At 72.4% G+C, this 17,383-nt stretch carries 18 protein-coding genes; 13 read left to right on the top strand and 5 right to left on the bottom strand.

The features are described 5' to 3' along the window. Positions 1-192 precede the first annotated feature (192 nt). The 6 genes from AB0950_RS37300 to AB0950_RS37275 all read left to right on the top strand — a co-directional run bounded on the left by AB0950_RS37300 (position 193) and on the right by AB0950_RS37275 (position 4,070). Positions 193-345, top strand: coding sequence for a hypothetical protein (locus AB0950_RS37300; protein WP_360147333.1), 153 nt, complete (start codon positions 193-195; stop codon positions 343-345). Positions 346-585: 240 nt separating this feature from the next. Next, a complete protein-coding gene (locus AB0950_RS37295; RefSeq protein WP_360147330.1) occupies positions 586-1,485 on the top strand; it encodes a hypothetical protein in 900 nt (299 codons plus the stop codon). A gap of 293 nt (positions 1,486-1,778) precedes the next feature. Continuing rightward, a complete protein-coding gene (locus AB0950_RS37290; protein WP_360570615.1) occupies positions 1,779-2,063 on the top strand; it encodes a hypothetical protein in 285 nt (94 codons plus the stop codon). Positions 2,064-2,231: 168 nt separating this feature from the next. Next, positions 2,232-2,420 (top strand): hypothetical protein, encoded by a 189-nt coding sequence (locus AB0950_RS37285; protein ID WP_360147324.1) that lies wholly within the window; start codon positions 2,232-2,234, stop codon positions 2,418-2,420. 449 nt (positions 2,421-2,869) lie between these two features. Then, the gene (locus tag AB0950_RS37280) at positions 2,870-3,784 is read left to right on the top strand and encodes a HipA family kinase (protein WP_360570675.1); all 915 of its coding nucleotides are present in this window, start codon (positions 2,870-2,872) and stop codon (positions 3,782-3,784) included. A gap of 10 nt (positions 3,785-3,794) precedes the next feature. Further along, positions 3,795-4,070, top strand: coding sequence for a SelT/SelW/SelH family protein (locus tag AB0950_RS37275; protein WP_360147321.1), 276 nt, complete (start codon positions 3,795-3,797; stop codon positions 4,068-4,070). A gap of 3 nt (positions 4,071-4,073) precedes the next feature. On the opposite strand, the gene aceB is transcribed toward AB0950_RS37275, so the two are convergent. Together aceB and AB0950_RS37265 are read right to left on the bottom strand one after the other, a co-directional pair. Beyond that, complete coding sequence (aceB, locus tag AB0950_RS37270; RefSeq protein ID WP_366780449.1) at positions 4,074-5,699, bottom strand: malate synthase A; 1,626 nt, start codon at positions 5,697-5,699, stop codon at positions 4,074-4,076. 184 nt (positions 5,700-5,883) lie between these two features. Next, complete coding sequence (locus tag AB0950_RS37265) at positions 5,884-6,486, bottom strand: nucleotidyltransferase family protein (RefSeq protein WP_360147315.1); 603 nt, start codon at positions 6,484-6,486, stop codon at positions 5,884-5,886. 128 nt (positions 6,487-6,614) lie between these two features. Here AB0950_RS37265 and AB0950_RS37260 point away from each other — a divergent pair, with 128 nt between their 5' ends. After that, a complete protein-coding gene (locus AB0950_RS37260) occupies positions 6,615-6,929 on the top strand; it encodes a DUF5955 family protein (protein ID WP_360147312.1) in 315 nt (104 codons plus the stop codon). Positions 6,930-7,148: 219 nt separating this feature from the next. Here AB0950_RS37260 and AB0950_RS37255 read toward each other — a convergent pair whose 3' ends face one another. Beyond that, a complete protein-coding gene (locus tag AB0950_RS37255; protein WP_360147309.1) occupies positions 7,149-7,943 on the bottom strand; it encodes an IclR family transcriptional regulator in 795 nt (264 codons plus the stop codon). 273 nt (positions 7,944-8,216) lie between these two features. Here AB0950_RS37255 and allB point away from each other — a divergent pair, with 273 nt between their 5' ends. The 4 genes from allB (at position 8,217) to AB0950_RS37235 (ending at position 12,373) form a co-directional block, all read left to right on the top strand. Beyond that, entirely contained in the window at positions 8,217-9,557 is a 1,341-nt protein-coding gene (allB, locus tag AB0950_RS37250; protein WP_366780448.1) for an allantoinase AllB, read from the top strand. Positions 9,558-9,610: 53 nt separating this feature from the next. Then, positions 9,611-10,741 (top strand): allantoicase, encoded by a 1,131-nt coding sequence (gene alc / locus AB0950_RS37245; protein ID WP_360147303.1) that lies wholly within the window; start codon positions 9,611-9,613, stop codon positions 10,739-10,741. 124 nt (positions 10,742-10,865) lie between these two features. Next, positions 10,866-11,672, top strand: coding sequence for an AIM24 family protein (locus AB0950_RS37240; RefSeq protein WP_360570623.1), 807 nt, complete (start codon positions 10,866-10,868; stop codon positions 11,670-11,672). 74 nt (positions 11,673-11,746) lie between these two features. Next, a complete protein-coding gene (locus tag AB0950_RS37235) occupies positions 11,747-12,373 on the top strand; it encodes a dihydrofolate reductase family protein (RefSeq protein ID WP_360147297.1) in 627 nt (208 codons plus the stop codon). Between the two features lie 114 nt (positions 12,374-12,487). On the opposite strand, the gene AB0950_RS37230 is transcribed toward AB0950_RS37235, so the two are convergent. Continuing rightward, positions 12,488-12,826 carry a cupin domain-containing protein gene (locus AB0950_RS37230; protein WP_360147294.1) on the bottom strand — a complete coding sequence of 113 codons (339 nt, stop codon included), beginning with the start codon at positions 12,824-12,826 and terminating at the stop codon, positions 12,488-12,490. A 254-nt stretch (positions 12,827-13,080) separates the two neighbouring features. On the opposite strand from AB0950_RS37230, the gene AB0950_RS37225 reads away from it, so the two are divergent. After that, positions 13,081-15,465, top strand: coding sequence for a phosphoketolase family protein (locus AB0950_RS37225; protein ID WP_366780447.1), 2,385 nt, complete (start codon positions 13,081-13,083; stop codon positions 15,463-15,465). 106 nt (positions 15,466-15,571) lie between these two features. On the opposite strand, the gene AB0950_RS37220 is transcribed toward AB0950_RS37225, so the two are convergent. Beyond that, complete coding sequence (locus tag AB0950_RS37220) at positions 15,572-15,958, bottom strand: ribonuclease domain-containing protein (RefSeq protein WP_360147288.1); 387 nt, start codon at positions 15,956-15,958, stop codon at positions 15,572-15,574. 226 nt (positions 15,959-16,184) lie between these two features. Between AB0950_RS37220 and AB0950_RS37215 the strand changes: the two genes are divergently transcribed. Beyond that, on the top strand, positions 16,185-17,369 hold the full coding sequence (locus tag AB0950_RS37215) for a cytochrome P450 (RefSeq protein ID WP_366780446.1): 1,185 nt from the start codon (positions 16,185-16,187) through the stop codon (positions 17,367-17,369). Positions 17,370-17,383: the final 14 nt, after the last annotated feature.

The raw sequence follows: 17,383 nt of genomic DNA, 5'->3' as shown, positions 1-17,383 counted from the left end.
GCCGTGCTGGGCGCCGCGCTGGCCGGGGCGGCCGGTGCGTCGTACGAGGAACTGCTCGCCGAGCAGCCACGCCGGGGCGGGGTCGAGGCGTCCTGGTCGCATGCGTGAAGTGTGTGAGCTGCGGCATTGCCGGGGGCAGCGGCGAGCCCGCACGATGAGGCGGACCACGAGCCTCGAGGGAAGCAGCTCATCATGGGTGATCATGTGCATGTGCGACTCAGCCAGGGGCTGAGCGTGTCGGAGGACGGCGAACTGGTCGAGCACTCGCGCTGCCGCTGCGGCGCCACCTTCACCAAGGTGTTCGACGCCGACGGCGGGGAGCCGGAGCGCCCGAGCCGGTCCTGAGACTCCGCGGGCAGACGTCCTCACCCGGACGGCCGAACCGCCGGCAGTCCGACTCCGGGCCGGGACTGCCCGGGACGGGAAGGGCTTCCCGCACCCGCACCGCCCCTGGACAGGGCGCTCCCGACAGGTGATCTTGGCGCGGGCAGCGCAGGATGATCCCGGCTGCTCAGCCGCAGGGGAACGGCCGGCCGGGCGGCCACTGGACGCCGCCCGATCCCCGTACGCAGGGAGCAGCCCTCCATGGCGATGACGCAGACCTTGATACCGGCGCTCGAGGATGCCCACCATGCCCATGCCGCAGCGCGCGACCGGCTGCGGGCGGACGCGGCTCTCGCGCCGCCCGGCCCGCACCGGCAGATGCTCGAGCACCGCGCCGACGACATGCAGGAGCATGTGCACCGCATCGACCGCCACGTCCGCGGGCTGCGGCCGCGCGGACTGCTCGGCGGCGCGACCGACGTCACGCGGTTCGCGGCCCGCCTCACCTGGAGAACGGCCACGCTGCCGCTGACGCTCGGCCAGAAGACGGTGACCGGTGTGATGCGCGGGCGCGGCCCGGCCGACGAGCGGCAGGTGCTGAAGAACACCGAGGACGAGTACGCCGCCGCGGCGCGGGCCCTGGCCGCCGCCCGGGTCGGGGAAGTCCTCGCCGGTCAGGCCCAGGACCGCGCCGCGGTCGACCTGCTGCGGGAGATAAGCCACCAGGACGAGGAACTGCTGGCCGCGCTCGAGGACAGCCTCGACCGGCAGGCCCGCTCCGTGGCCGCCGCGAGCGACGGCTTCCGCGTGGAACAGCCGGCGGACGGCGGCCTCGCCCACACGGCCACCCGCCCGCTGCGGGCCGTCGCCGAGCGGCTGCGCCAGATGACCCACCCCGGACAGGGCTCCGGCGCCGACGAGGAGCGGGTGGCGGAGACGGCCGAGGTGGGCGCCGCGGCCGAGCAGATCCAGGGCGCGGTCAGCACCGAGGACAGCCTGCCCATCATCGGCTTCAGCCAGCTCAGCGTCGAGGAGATCGAACGGCGCCTCCCCGGGCTGTCCGAGTCCGACCTGCACGTCCTCGAGGGCTACGAGCGCACCCACGCCCACCGCAAGGGGGTGCTGGAGGCCATCGAACGGCTCACCTCCACCCCGCGCTGACCGGCCGCTCATAACCTCGCGACGGAGGCCGGGCCCCCCGCTACTCGACCGTGACGAGCGCCTCGGCGCCGGCGCCGCCGTGACCGGCCCCTCCCCGGGCGCCCGGGCGCCGCCGGCGGCCGGCCCGCCGCTCGGGGCGAAGCCACGACCCGGCTCGGCCTCCGCCGACCTCTCCGCGCTGTAACCGCTTCCGGGTGCTGTGCCGCCGTAGGACGGCCGCCGGCCCGCGCGGGTCGCTGACGGGCAGGGCGACGCGGGCGTCCGACACCCCGATCCGGGAAGGGCAACCCGTCGTGATATCCGCTGTCGTGGTCCCCTTGGTCCTGCTCCTCGCCGTTCTCACGCCCGGCGTGTACCGCGAGTGGAGGGCGTACCTCCGGCAGACCCGTCTGCCGCTGCCGCCCTCGCGAAGCAGGCTGGTCACCGGCCGGCTGAGCGCCGAGATCACCCTGCTGCGGCGCCGCCTGAGGCGCCGCGCCCGCTCCGGCGGAGCGCCGGACACCCGGCTTCCGCATGCCGGGCACTCCGGGGACAGGCCCGCTGCGCGGACTCAGGTGCTGCACTCGCGCGGCGACTAGGCGGCGGTCCCTCGGGTGGGCGGGCCCGCGGGCGTTGGCCTGTTCGGGTGGCGTTGCGCATCGTGCGTGCGGGCGGATCGTTGGCGGGTTGTCGCGGTAGAGCCGCCCTCGACTCGGCGCCCGGGCGCCGGTTGCGATGTCGCCGGGCCACTGCAGAAGGCATCACCTATGGACATCCAGCAGATCCGCACCCTCAAGAGCAGCGGACGGAGCTTCGCCGCCGCGCTGACCGCCTCGGTTCTGGCCTCCTGCGGCTGCACCGAGACGGAAGAGCCGGACGCCGCCCTGGGCGCACCCGCACCGGATCCGGTCCCCGCCGAGCAGCCGGCGGCCCCCGCGGGGGCCGCCTCGCCGTGACGGCCCGGGCCTTCCGCCCCGCCCGTCACGGCCGCATCGTCCCGGAGGATGACAGCCCTTCCGCCATCTGCCCGATCCCACCGCTCGGGCCTCGTGCAGGCGGCTCATCCTCCTGCCGGGCCAGGTCAGGGGAGCCGTACTGGGCGTGGCCTCCGAGGACGACACCGGTCTGCAGTTGTACGCCTTCCCCTGGACGGCAAGGCACCGGTAGCGGGGCGGCCGGCTCACCCTCGACACCTCCGCGCGTGGGGCGCCCCCACGTCTGAGGAACGTCACCGCCGCCGTCCGGGCCGGCGACCGTCTCGTGCTGCTCAGCGAGGGCGAGGCCGCAGCGGCGGCCCACCGCTTCCGGTCCGGCTGAGCAGTCCGTCTTACGCGGCCGTCACGCCCGGTGACTATGCTCGCCTCATGGCGGAGGCCGGAAGCAAGCGACCGTGGGGGCCTTGGACATGCTGAGAGAGGTCACCGCGACCCGCTACGTCGCGCCCCTGCGCTCCGGCGGCTCCGTGCCCGGTGTCGTCGAGGCCGACGACCTCGGCACGTACGTCGTGAAGTTCACCGGTTCGGCGCAGGGCCACAAGGCGCTGGTCGCGGAGGTGATCGTCGGTGAGCTGGCCCGCGCGCTCGGCCTGCAATTCCCCGAGCTGGTCCTCGTCCACTTCGACCCCGCCATCGCCGCCGCCGAGCCGCACCAGGAGGTGCGCGAGCTGCACGGCGCGAGCGCAGGCGTGAACCTCGGCATGGACTTTCTCCCGGGCGCCCGGGACTTCACCCCCGACATCGCCGCGGTGTTCCCCGTGGACCCGCTGGAGGCCGGCCGGATCGTCTGGCTGGACGCGCTGACCGTGAACGTGGACCGCACGGTGCACAGCTCCAACCTCATGGTCTGGCCCACCCTCGGCACCGCACCGCCGCGCCTGTGGCTGATCGACCACGGCGCCGCCCTCGTCTTCCACCACCGCTGGGACACCACGGCCCCGGGCAAGAGGTACGACTTCCGGCACCACGCCCTCGGCCACTACGGCCCCGACGTCCGCGCCGCCGACGCCGAACTCGCCCCGAAGGTGACGGAGGAACTGCTGCACGGGATCCTCGCCGAGGTCCCGGACGCCTGGCTCGCGGAGGACGCCGGTTTCGCGGCCCCGGACGACGTCCGCGCCGCCTATGCCGACTACCTCCTGGCCCGTGTGCGCCTGTCGCACCAGTGGCTGCCCACCGACTTCCCGAACCGCGAACAGCTCGCGGCCGAGGAGGCCGCCCGCGCGGCCCGGACCCGGGCGGGGCGCCCGGACTGGCTCAAACGCGTCCCCGACCTGCACGGCAAGCCGGCGGCGGAACAGGACTGGTCGGCGCACCTGGGATGAGGCACACCGGATGACCCATGTCGTACAGATCGAGTACTGCACCCAGTGCCGCTGGCTGCCCCGCGCGGCCTGGCTGGCACAGGAGCTGCTCACCACCTTCGAGGCCGAGCTGACCGAGCTGGCGCTCAAGCCGGGCACCGGAGGCGTCTTCGTGGTCCGCGTCGACGGCGAGGTGGTGTGGGACCGCAAGGAGCAGGGCTTCCCGGAGCCCACCGCGGTCAAGCGCCTCGTACGCGACCGAGTGGCCCCGGGCAGGGCCCTGGGCCACTCGGACCGCTCGTCGTGAGGCTCAGCTCCCCAGCTGCTCGTACGCCGGCAGGGTGAGGAAGTCGGCGTAGTCCTCGTCCAGGGAGACCCGCAGCAGCAGGTCGTGGGCCTCCTGCCAGCGGCCGGCGGCGAAGGCCTCCTCGCCGATCTCCTGGCGGATGGCGGACAGTTCCTCGGCGGCGACCTTGCGGGCGAGTTCGGGCGTGGCCTTGTCGCCGTTCTCGAACTCGACGCCCGCGTTGATCCACTGCCAGATCTGGGAGCGGGAGATCTCGGCGGTGGCCGCGTCCTCCATCAGGTTGAAGATGGCGACCGCGCCGAGCCCGCGCAGCCAGGCCTCGATGTAACGGATGCCGACCTGCACGGCGTTGACGAGCCCCGCGTACGTCGGCTTCGCGTCGAGGGAGTCGATGGCGATCAGGTCGGCCGCCGCCACCTGCACGTCCTCGCGCAGCCGGTCCTTCTGGTTGGGCTTGTCGCCGAGGACCTTGTCGAAGGACTCCATGGCGATCGGGACCAGGTCGGGGTGGGCGACCCAGGAGCCGTCGAAACCGTCGTTCGCCTCGCGGTCCTTGTCGGCGCGGACCTTCTCGAAGGCCACCTTGTTGACCTCGGGATCCTTGCGGGACGGGATGAACGCGGCCATGCCGCCGATCGCGTGCGCGCCGCGCTTGTGGCAGGTGCGGACCAGCAGTTCGGTGTACGCCCGCATGAACGGGGCCGTCATCGTCACCGCGTTGCGGTCCGGCAGGACGAACTTCGCTCCGCCGTCACGGAAGTTCTTGACGATGGAGAACAGGTAGTCCCAGCGGCCGGCGTTCAGCCCCGAGGCGTGGTCGCGCAGTTCGTAGAGGATCTCCTCCATCTCGTACGCGGCCGTGATCGTCTCGATGAGGACGGTCGCGCGGATGGTGCCCTGCGGGATGCCGACGTAGTCCTGCGCGAAGACGAACACGTCGTTCCACAGGCGGGCCTCGAGGTGCGACTCGGTCTTCGGCAGGTAGAAGTACGGGCCCTTGCCGAGGTCCAGCAGCCGCTGGGCGTTGTGGAAGAAGTACAGGCCGAAGTCGACGAGGGCGCCGGGGACCTGGCGGCCGTCGGCGTCGGCGAGGTGCCGCTCGTTCAGGTGCCAGCCGCGCGGGCGCATGACGACGGTCGCCAGCTCCTCGTCCGGGCGCAGGGCGTACGACTTGCCGGTGCGCTCGTCCGTGAAGTCGATGTTCCGGGTGTAGGCGTCGATCAGGTTGAGCTGGCCGAGGACCACGTTCTCCCAGGTCGGCGCGGAGGCGTCCTCGAAGTCGGCGAGCCAGACCTTCGCGCCCGAGTTGAGCGCGTTGATGGTCATCTTGCGGTCGGTGGGGCCGGTGATCTCGACGCGCCGGTCGTTCAGCGCGGCCGGGGCCGGGGCGACCTTCCAGGAGTCGTCCGCGCGGATCGCGGCCGTCTCGGGCAGGAAGTCGAGCGTGGAGGTGCGGGCGATCTCGGCGCGGCGCGCGGCCCGGCGGGCGAGGAGTTCGTCACGGCGCGGGGTGAACCGCCGGTGCAGCTCCGCCACGAAGGCGAGCGCCGCGTCCGTGAGGACCTCTTCCTGCCGGGGCAGGGGCTCGGCGTCGACGATGGCCAGCGGGGACGGCGCTGGTGCGGACATGAGCTGTCACTTCCTTCAGCGGTGGCACCGGGTGCCTAGTGGCACGAATAGGGCGAACAGCGCCCGCTGTGCGGTCAGGCGCTTCTGAACAGTGGATAGTAGTTTCCTCATCGTGGAACTTCAATGGTTTGTTGATGTCGAGATTCTCTGAGTCGAGGCAAGGTGGCGCCCAGTGCCACCCCGTTCACTCAAGGTGGCGCAGGTCGGCTTCGGTGTCGATGTCGTACGGCTCGGCCACGTCCGCGCACTCCACGAGCGTGAGCGCCGCCGCGTGCTCCTTCAGGTAGGCGCGTGCCCCGCGGTCCCCGGTGGCGGCCGCCGCGATGCCCGGCCAGTGGGCCGCGCCGAACAGCACGGGATGCCCGCGCACGCCGTCGTAGGCGGCCGAGACCAGCGACGCCTCGTCCTCGTAGGCGCCGAGCACGCGGGCCACGGCCGCCGACCCGATGCCCGGCTGGTCGACGAGGCTCACCAGGGCCGCGCGCGCCCCCGTACCGGCGAGCGAGGCCAGTCCGGCGCGCAGGGAGGAGCCCATGCCCTCGGCCCAGCCGGGGTTGTCCACGAGCACGCAGCCGGCGAGGTCGGCCCGCTCCCGCACGTCCCCGGCGCGGGCGCCGAGCACGACGTGCACCCGCGCGCACCCGGCGGCGCGCAGCACCCCGGCCGCGTGCTCCACCAGCGGCCGTCCCCGGTGCTCCAGCAGCGCCTTGGGCCGCCCGCCGAGCCGCCGGCCGGCGCCGGCGGCGAGCAGCAGCCCGGCGACCTCGTCGTGCGGGTTGCGCGTCATGGCTCCTGCATACCTGACGCTGCGGGAGACGGCGCTTTCCTTGGGCTGAATTTCGGTCCGCGCTGTGGCGCTCCCGGACGCGGTGGCGTTTACTGGCCCGCGCACGACGGAGTGTGAGGGGGAGGGCTGTGTTGCGGAGCTTGGGGCAGAGGCCAGTGACCGGCAGCGGCGAGGACCCGAGGGTGGCGGAACTGCGGACCGCGGTGGCCCGCCTGCGCCGTGAACTCGCCGCGCTTCCGACCGACTTCCCCGACCGCGCCATTGCCGAGGACGAACTGGCCACGCTGGCGGCGATGGCCTCCGGCGGCGCACCCGAGATCCCGCGCCTGCGCAGCGCCCTGTTACTGATCGCCGGTGCCATCGGCTCGGTCAGCGCCCTGGCCAGGGGGCTGGGGGAGGTACGGCAGGCGGTGGACCTGTTCGGGGAACCGCCGAGAAACTGACGGAGCGCCCAAGCCGGGGGCGGGCGGCGCGGAAACGTCGGCGGGCCTGGGAGTGTCGGCGGGCATGGGAGTGTCGGCGGGCATGGGGGCGTCGGCGGGCGCGGGAGTGTCGGCGGGCATGGGAGCGTCGGCGCCGCGGGAGCGTCGGCGCCGCGGGAGCGTCGGCGCCGCGGGGTTCGCCGGGCTGCTCGCACGGTTTCCCGCGCCCCCCGGATTGCGTCAGGCGCCCGAACTGGCCAGCGCCTGGGACAGCTCCAGGGCGGTCTGCTGCAGCACCGGCACGATCTTCTCGGTCGCCTCTTCGGTGACCCGCCCGGCCGGCCCGGAGATGGAGATCGCCGCGGTCGTCGGGGAGTCCGGTACGGACACCGCCAGGCAGCGTACCCCTATCTCCTGCTCGTTGTCGTCGACGGCGTACCCCATCCGCCGTACGTCCTCGAGCGCCGCGAGGAAGCCCTCCGGCGTGGTGATCGTCTTCTCGGTCGCGGCCGGCATCCCGGTGCGGGACAGCAGCGCGCGCACCTCGTCGTCCGGCACCCCGGCCAGCAGCGCCTTGCCCACGCCGGTCGAGTGCGGCAGCACCCGGCGCCCGACCTCGGTGAACATGCGCATCGAGTGCTTCGACGGCACCTGGGCGACGTAGACGATCTCGTCGCCGTCCAGCAGTGCCATGTTCGCGGTCTCGCCGGTCTCCTCGACCAGCCGGGCGAGATACGGCCGCGCCCAGGTGCCCAGCAGCCGGGCCGCCGACTCGCCGAGCCGGATCAGGCGCGGTCCGAGCGCGTACCGCCGGTTCGGCTGCTGGCGGACGTACCCGCAGGCGACCAGGGTGCGCATCAGCCGGTGGATGGTGGGCAGCGGCAGCCCGCTGGTCGCGGACAGCTCGCTCAGACCGACCTCGCCGCCCGCGTCCGCCATCCGCTCGAGCAGATCGAAGGCGCGCTCGAGGGACTGGACCCCGCCCGCGGCGGAGGGCTTGGCGGAGTCGGTGGTGCTGGCGTTGGACGTCGGCACGGCGCGTTCCTTTCGGGACTGGCGGGAGGTGAGAAGCCTACCCGGCGGCCGGTTGACTCCCTGCTTGTACATAGCTACGTTCTGCTTGCTGGAATTCTAATTCCGCTTTGTGGAAACGTCCAGAGTGGGAGCGGCCGGTGTGCTGGCGAGCAGTGTGCCCCTTGACGGCGGACGGGCGGGAGTGAAGACTCCTTCAACAGAACGTTGAAATCCGTTACGTGGGTGTAAATCCCGTTTCCTGGGCGTAAAACGGCGGTACAGAGAGGGGTTCGGGTGTCCGACGCTGAACTGGTCCTGCGCTCGACGCGCGTCATCACTCCGGAAGGGACGCGGGCCGCCACGGTCGCCGTGTCCGCCGGCACGATCACGGCCGTCCTGCCGTACGACGCACCGGTCCCGGCCGGCGCCCGGCTGGAGGACCTCGGCGACCACGTCCTGCTGCCCGGCCTGGTCGACACCCACGTGCACGTCAACGACCCGGGCCGCACCGAGTGGGAGGGCTTCTGGACCGCCACCCGCGCGGCGGCGGCCGGCGGCATCACCACCCTGATCGACATGCCGCTCAACTCCCTCCCGCCGACCACGACCGTCGAGAACCTGCGGACGAAGCAGGACGTCGCCCGCGACAAGGCGCACATCGACGTCGGCTTCTGGGGCGGCGCCCTGCCCGACAACGTCAAGGACCTGCGTCCCCTGCACGACGCCGGCGTCTTCGGCTTCAAGGCGTTCCTGTCGCCGTCCGGCGTGGAGGAGTTCCCGCACCTCGACCAGGACCAGCTGGCCCAGTCCATGGCGGAGATCGCCGGCTTCGACGGCCTGCTGATCGTGCACGCCGAGGACCCGCACCACCTCGCCGCCGCCCCCCAGCACGGCGGCCCCAAGTACGCCGACTTCCTCGCCTCCCGGCCGCGCGACGCCGAGGACACCGCCATCGCGAACCTCGTCGCGCAGGCCCGCCGCCTCCACGCGCGCGTGCACGTTCTGCACCTGTCCTCCAGCGACGCGCTGCCGCTGATCCGCGCCGCCCGCGCCGAGGGCGTGAAGATCACGGTCGAGACCTGCCCGCACTACCTCACCCTCACCGCCGAGGAAGTCCCGGACGGCGCCAGCGAGTTCAAGTGCTGCCCGCCGATCCGCGAGGCCGCCAACCAGGACCTGCTGTGGGAGGCGCTGGCCGACGGCACCATCGACTGCGTCGTCACCGACCACTCGCCCTCCACCGCCGACCTGAAGACCGACGACTTCGCCACCGCCTGGGGCGGCATCTCCGGCCTCCAGCTCAGCCTGTCCGCCGTATGGACCGCGGCACGCGCGCGTGGCCACGGCCTGGAGGACGTCGTGCGCTGGATGTCCGCGAGGACCGCCGCCCTGGCCGGCCTCGACGCCCGCAAGGGCGCCATCGCGCCCGGCCACGACGCCGACTTCGCCGTCCTCGCCCCCGACGAGACCTTCACCGTCGACCCGGCCGGCCTCCAGCACCGCAACCGGGTCACCGCGTACGCCGGCAAGACCCTGTACGGCGTCGTGAAGTCCACCTGGCTGCGCGGCGAACGCATCGTCCACGGCGGCGAGTTCACCGACCCGAAGGGCACCCTGCTCGCCCGCCCCCGGTAAGCCACCCCCGCACCCGCACCCGGCCGACTCCCAGAAAGGACCCCCTGATCACCGTGACGGCGCTGCATCAATCGAGTTTGGCCAGCTTCACCGGCGACGCGAACCCCTACGGAGGCGGCGACCCGTACGCCGACTACCGCACCGCCGACTTCCCCTTCACCCAGTACGCCAACCTCGCCGACCGGCAGCTCGGCGCCGGTGTCATCGCCGCCAACGACGAGTTCTTCGCCCAGCGCGAGAACCTGCTGGTGCCCGAGCGGGCCGAGTTCGACCCCGAGCACTTCGGGCACAAGGGCAAGATCATGGACGGCTGGGAGACCCGCCGCCGGCGCGGCATCTCCGCCGAGCACCCCTGGCCGACCGCCGAGGACCACGACTGGGCGCTGGTCCGGCTCGGCGCACCCGGCGTGATCCGCGGGATCGTCGTCGACACCGCCCACTTCCGCGGCAACTACCCGCAGGCGGTGTCCGTCGAGGCGACGTCCGTACCCGGCGCGCCGTCCCCGGAGGAGCTGCTGGGCGACGACGTGAAGTGGACGACGATCGTCCCGCGCACCGCCGTCGGCGGTCACGCGGCGAACGGTTTCGAGGTCACCGCCGAGCAGCGCTTCACGCACCTGCGCGTCAACCAGCACCCCGACGGCGGCATCGCCCGCCTGCGCGTGTACGGCGAGGTCGTCCCGGACCCGCGGTGGCTGTCGGTTCTGGGCACCTTCGACGTGGTCGCGCTCGAGAACGGCGGCCGGGTCGAGGACGCCTCCAACCTCTTCTACTCGCCGGCCACCAACACGATCCAGCCGGGCCGCTCCCGCAAGATGGACGACGGCTGGGAGACCCGCCGCCGTCGCGACCAGGGCAACGACTGGATCCGCTACCAGCTCGTGGCCCAGTCCCAGATCCGCGCGATCGAGATCGACACGGCCTACCTGAAGGGCAACAGCGCCGGCTGGGCGTCGGTGTCCGTGAAGGACGGCGACAACGGTGAGTGGAGTGAGATCCTTCCCCGCACCCGCCTGCAGCCCGACACCAACCACCGCTTCGTGCTCCCCGAGCCCGCCGTCGGCACGCACGCGCGGATCGACATCTTCCCCGACGGCGGCATCTCCCGCCTGCGCCTGTACGGCTCCCTGACCGAGCAGGGCGCCGCCGGCCTCGCCGCCCGCCACCAGGAACTGGGCGGCTGACCCGCCCCCTGACGCGCGCGGGGCGCCCCGGCCCGGACAGCACCGGGGCGCCCCGCGTGTCACCCACACGGACCCGATTCCGGACGGCTGGAACTTACGGGTCCGTCTCCCGCGTTCTTCCCGCGTGACACTTCAGCAAGAGATCGTCGGCAACGCCATGCAGATGGCGGTCGTCAACCTGCAGCCCGGCCAGACCGTGTACTGCGAGGCCGGAAAGTTCCTGTTCAAGACGACGAACGTGACCATGGAGACGCGCCTGTCCGGCCCGTCGAACAGCGGCGGCCAGCAGCAGGGTGGCGGCATGGGAGGCCTGCTGCGCCAGGCCATGGGCACCGCCATGCAGGTCGGCCAGCGCATGCTCGCGGGCGAGTCGCTGGCGTTCCAGTACTTCACCTCCCAGGGCGGCCAGGGCACGGTCGGCTTCGCGGGCGTCCTGCCGGGCGAGATGCGAGCCCTGGAACTGGACGGCACGCGCGCGTGGTTCGCCGAGAAGGACGCCTTCGTGGCCGCCGAGTCCACCGTGGACTTCGGCATCGCCTTCGCCGGCGGCCGCACCGGCATGAGCGGCGGCGAGGGCTTCGTCCTGGAGAAGTTCACCGGGTACGGCACGGTGATCATCGCCGGCGCGGGCAACTTCATCGACCTCAACCCGGCCGACTTCGGCGGCCGCATCGAGGTGGACACCGGCTGTGTGGTCGCCTTCGAGGAGGGCATCCAGTACGGCGTCCAGCGCGTCGGCGGCCTCAACCGCCAGGGGATCATGAACGCCGTGTTCGGCGGCGAGGGCCTGTCCCTGGCCACCCTGGAGGGCAACGGCCGGGTGATCCTGCAGTCCCTCACCATCGAGAGCCTCGCCAACGCCCTGAAGAAGGCCCAGGGCGGCGACAAGCAGGGCCCGACGGGCGGACTGTTCTCCACCCACGCCGGCTGAGCCGATGACTTACGGGCGGCGGCGGGGTCTGAGGTGATGACAGCAGACCCCGCACCCGGAAGAAGGCACCCGCCATGGGCAAGCTCGTCTCCACGATCTTCGTCACCCTCGACGGCGTCTACCAGGCGCCCGGCGGCCCCCAGGAGGACACCCGGGGCGGCTTCGAGCACGGCGGCTGGAGCTTCACATACGGCGACGACGACTTCGGCCGGTTCGTCACCGAGGTCTTCGACTGCGCGGGCGCGTTCCTGCTCGGCCGCCGCACGTACGACATCTTCGCCTCGTACTGGCCGAAGGTGACCGACCCGCACGACCCCGTCGCCTCCCGGCTGAACGCCCTGCCGAAGTACGTCCCCTCGGCCACCCTCACCGACCCCGGCTGGTCCGGCACCACCGTGATCGACGGCGACCTCGCCAAGGAGGTCACCGCCCTGAAGGAGCGCACCGACGGCGAACTCCAGGTGCACGGCAGCGGCGCCCTCGTCCGCTCCCTGATCGACCTCAGGCTCCTCGACACCCTGCACCTGCTGACGTTCCCGGTGGTGCTCGGCTCCGGCCTCCGCCTGTTCACCGAGGGCGCCGTACCCACCGCGTTCACCCACACCGCCGGACGCGTCACCTCCGCCGGCGTCTCCCTCCAGTCCTACGACCTCACAGGAACCCCCCGCTACGGCTCGTACGACCTCCCGGAAAACGCCTAGCCGACGCGGAGGAACCACGCGCCGCGCGCCGAGAACCCGCGCCTGCCGGAACAACTGCCGGATGTGCGGGCCGAGAGATCGACGACCTCCGTGCGCGGGCGGCCGGGGGGCGGGTCAGCGGGGTTTGGCGACCGTCAGCAGGACGGCGGCGTCCTCCAGGGCCTGCAGGCTGTGCCGGGCGGGCGGCACGAGGAGCAGGTCGCCGGCCATGCCCTCCCACTCCTCGTCGCCGCTGCGCAGCCGTACCCGGCCGCGCAGCACCTGCACCGTGGCCTCGCCGGGGTTCTCGTGTTCCGACAGGTCGGTGCCGGCGCGCAGCGCGATGAGGGTCTGGCGCAGGACGTGTTCGTGGCCGCCGTAGACGGTCTCGGCGCTGCGGCCGGGGGAGGATGCGGCGGCGGTGGCCCGTTCCAGGTGCTCGCGGACAAGGGCGTCGAGGGAGAACTTCTGCATGGGACGAGTGTGCCCTTTCTCCCGTCTCGGAGTCGTCGCGGAACACCCCCCTCCATGCGCGGTACGGGACCGGCACCGCGCAGCCGCGCACCTGACCTGGGCCCAACCGCACCGGAAGCGGCCTCGCGGTGGATGCCGTCGGCGGGTGTGACCCGAACGGCCCTGTCGGGCACCCGGCGCTGCGGCGGAGGGTGGAGACCGCGACCCCGTCGCACGACACCCCGACCGCTGCCCCGACACGGAAAGGAACCCCCATGGCCGTCGACACGCAGCAGGCGCCCGCACAGCTGGAGGAGGACGAGCTGAGGTCGCTGGACGCGCACTGGCGCGCGGCGAACTACCTGTCCGTCGGCCAGATCTACCTGATGGCCAACCCCTTGCTGACCGAGGCGCTGCGGCCCGAGCACGTCAAGCCGCGTCTGCTCGGCCACTGGGGCACCTCTCCGGGCCTGAACCTCGTGCACACCCACCTCAACCGGGTGATCAAGGCCCGTGACCTGGACGCGCTGTGCGTGTGGGGACCCGGCCACGGAGGCCCGGCCGTGCTGGCCAACTCCTGGCTGGAGGGGTCGTACACGCAGACGTACCCCGACATCACCCGGGACGCCGCCGGCATGGCCCGGCTCTTCAAGCAGTTCTCGTTCCCCGGCGGGGTGCCCAGCCATGTCGCGCCGGAGACGCCCGGCTCGATCCACGAGGGCGGCGAACTCGGCTACGCGCTCTCCCACGCCTACGGCGCCGCCCTGGACAACCCCCGCCTGCTGGTGGCCTGCGTGATCGGCGACGGGGAGGCCGAGACCGGCCCGCTGGCCGCCTCCTGGCACTCCAACAAGTTCCTCGACCCGGTCCGCGACGGCGCGGTGCTGCCGATCCTGCACCTGAACGGCTACAAGATCGCCAACCCGACCGTGCTGGCCCGGATCCCGGAGAGCGAGCTCGACGAACTGCTGCGCGGTTACGGCCACGACCCGGTCCACGTCACCGGCGACGACCCCGCGGCCGTCCACCGGGCGATGGCGCGGGCGATGGACACCGCGCTGGACCGCATCGCGGCGATCCACCGCACCGCCCGTGAGGACGGCGCGACCGAGCGGCCGCGCTGGCCGGTGATCGTGCTGCGCACCCCGAAGGGCTGGACCGGGCCCGCGGAAGTCGACGGCCTGCCCGTGGAGGGCACCTGGCGCGCCCACCAGGTCCCGCTGGCCGCCGTCCGCGACAACCCCGAACACCTGCGGCAGTTGGAGCAGTGGCTGCGCTCCTACCGCCCCGAGGAACTGTTCGACGAACACGGCGCCCCCCGCCCGGACGTGCTGGCCTGCATCCCCGAGGGGACCCGCCGGCTCGGCGCCACCCCGCACGCCAACGGAGGCCTGCTGCTGCGTGAACTGCCCCTGCCGCCGCTGGAGAAGTACGCCGTCGAGGTCGACAAGCCCGGCGCCACCCTGCACGAACCGACCCGGGTCCTCGGCGACATGCTCCAGGACGTCATGGCCGCCACCGCGGACCGGCGCGACTTCCGGCTCGTCGGCCCGGACGAGACGGCCTCCAACCGGCTCCAGGCCGTCTACGCGGCCAGCGGCAAGGCCTGGCAGGCGGGCACGCTCGACGTGGACGAGCACCTCGACCGGCACGGCCGGGTGATGGAGATCCTGTCCGAACACACCTGCCAGGGCTGGCTGGAGGGCTACCTCCTCACCGGCCGGCACGGGCTGTTCTCCTGCTACGAGGCCTTCGTGCACATCGTCGACTCGATGGTCAACCAGCACATCAAATGGCTGCGCACCACCCGGCGGCTGCCCTGGCGGGCCCCCATCGCCTCGCTCAACTACCTGCTGACCTCGCACGTGTGGCGCCAGGACCACAACGGCTTCTCCCACCAGGACCCCGGTTTCGTCGACCACATCCTCAACAAGAGCCCCGAGGCCGTGCGGGTCTACTTCCCGCCGGACGCCAACACCCTGCTGTCCGTCGCCGACCACGCGCTGCGCAGCCGCGACTACGTCAACGTCATCGTCGCCGGCAAGCAGCCCTGCTTCGACTGGCTGCCCATGCAGGACGCCACGGTGCACTGCGCGCGCGGCGCCGGCATCTGGGAGTGGGCGGGCACCGAGGACGGCACGCGGGAACCGGACGTCGTCCTCGCCTGCGCGGGCGACGTCCCCACCCAGGAGGTGCTGGCCGCCGCCCAGTTGCTGCGCCGGCACCTGCCCCACCTGGCGGTGCGGGTGGTCAACGTCGTCGACATCGCCCGGCTGCTGCCCAGTGAGGAACACCCGCACGGAATGAGCGACTTCGAGTACGACGGCCTGTTCACCGCCGACAAGCCCGTGATCTTCGCCTACCACGGCTACCCGTGGCTGATCCACCGCCTGGCCTACCGCCGTACGGGCCACGGGCACCTGCACGTGCGCGGCTACAAGGAGATCGGCACCACGACCACCCCGTTCGACATGGTGGTCCGCAACGACCTCGACCGCTACCGCCTGGTGATGGACGTCATCGACCGCGTCCCCGGCCTCGCGGTCCGCGCCGCCGCCGTACGCCAGCGGATGGAGGACGCCCGCCAGCGCCACCACGTCTGGATCCGCGAACACGGCATGGACCTGCCCGAGGTCGCCGACTGGACCTGGGACGGCTGAGCGCCGGTCCCCGGCGATCGCTCCGCGGGGCACCGGAGAAGAACGCCGGTGCGCGTGCCCTGACAGGGCACGCGCACGTGGTGTCGTCCTGACGGAATGCCGGAGCTCAGCAACCGAAGTCGATGAGATCGAACGTGGCGTAGTGGTCGGAGGTGTAGTAGTCCTCCTGGTACTGCTCACCGGTGACGATACGGCGCGCGCCGCGGGTGGAGGAGCCGGGCGTGATCACCGTGTACTCGTGGTAGTACCCGCTGGGCTCGCTGGGCAGGACGCCTTCGCGGTTGGAGAAGACGGTGCCGTCCTGCGAGTACGGGAAGGGGCCGCCCTGGTCGATCAGATCCAGGGTGTCGTGCGCCTGGGAGGGCAGGTCGCCGTAGCAGATGCTGCCGACCGCGGCGGACGCCGGGGTGGCGCTGACGGTGCCGCCGACGAGGAGAGCGGACAGGACGGCGGCCGCGGCGCCGATGCGGGTGATGTGTGGGGGGAATCTCATGGGCTCATGATGACGCGCGTAGACGGTGGCATGTCAATGACAAGCATGTGGAGTTTCCCGGTAAGTCCCATGAGTTCTCGGGGAGTTAACCGGGCACACGCCGTCTGCACGTTCATCGGCGTAGCCCGCGCTTCTCACCTACGGCGGGCACCAAGCCCGCTCGCCGCGCGTTGTCGTAGTGCCGGGAGGAGCCCGGTGGGCCTCGGGGGCGTCCGGAAGGGGAGCGATGGACGGGCAACATGTCGTCGAACTGGGGGAGTTCGCGGAGGCGCTGCGCACGGATCCGCATCCGGTGTACGCCCGGCTCCGCGAGCAGGGCCCCGTGCACCGGGTCCGGCTGCCGGGCTGGGCGGACGCGTCCTGGCTGATCGTGGGGTACGCAGAGGCGCGGGCGGCCCTCGCCGACACCCGGCTGGCCAAGGACGCCGGCAAGATCGGCGTGACCGTGATGGAGCAGGAGCTGATCGGCCGGCATCTGCTGGCCACCGATCCGCCGCAGCACACCCGGCTGCGCGGCCTGGTCGCGCGGGCGTTCACGATGCGCCGGGTGGAGCGACTGCGCCCGCGCGTCCAGCAGATCACCGACGAACTGCTGGACGAGATGCTGCCGGCCGGCCGCGCCGACCTCATCGCCTCCCTCGCCTACCCGCTGCCCATCACCGTCATCTGCGAACTCCTCGGCGTCCCGGGCATGGACCGCGAGGAGTTCCGCAAGACGTCCACGGAGGTGGTCGCCCCGACCACCGAGCAGACGGGATACGAGGCGATGGTCCGCCTCGGCGCGTACCTCACCGAGCTGATCGAGGACAAGCGCGCCTCCGGCCCCACCGACGACCTGCTCAGCGATCTGCTCCGCACCACCGCCGAGGACGGCGACCGGCTCTCCGCGCAGGAGCTGCGCGGCATGGCCTTCCTGCTGCTGGTCGCGGGCCACGAGACCACCGTCAACCTCATCGGCAACGGCGTCCACGCCCTGCTGACCCACCCGGACCAACTCGCCGCGCTGCGCGCCGACACGAGCCTCCTGGACGGCGCCGTCGAGGAGATGCTGCGCTACGAGGGCCCGGTGCAGAGCGCCACCTACCGGTTCGCCGCGGAGCCGCTGGAGCTCGGCGGCGTGGCCATCGAGCGGGGCGCCCATGTGGTCATCGGCCTCACCGCCGCCGGACGCGACGGCGCGCGCTACGCCGAACCGGACCGCTTCGACATCCGCCGCGACACCCGCGGCCACCTGGGCTTCGGCCACGGCATCCACTACTGCCTGGGCGCACCCCTGGCCCGCCTGGAGGGCCGCACGGCCATCGGCACCCTCCTGCACCGCGCCCCCGCCCTCACCCTCGACGGCCCACCCGGCGAGTGGCTCCCCGGCCTGCTGATGAGAGGAGTCCGCACCCTGCCGGTGCGCTGGTAGGCCGAGGGCCCGGT

The sequence above is a fragment of the Streptomyces sp. NPDC007189 genome, assembly GCF_040703635.1.
Lineage (GTDB): Bacteria > Actinomycetota > Actinomycetes > Streptomycetales > Streptomycetaceae > Streptomyces.
Note: the sequence above shows the minus strand (reverse complement) of the source record. Positions and strands in the feature narration are given on the sequence as shown.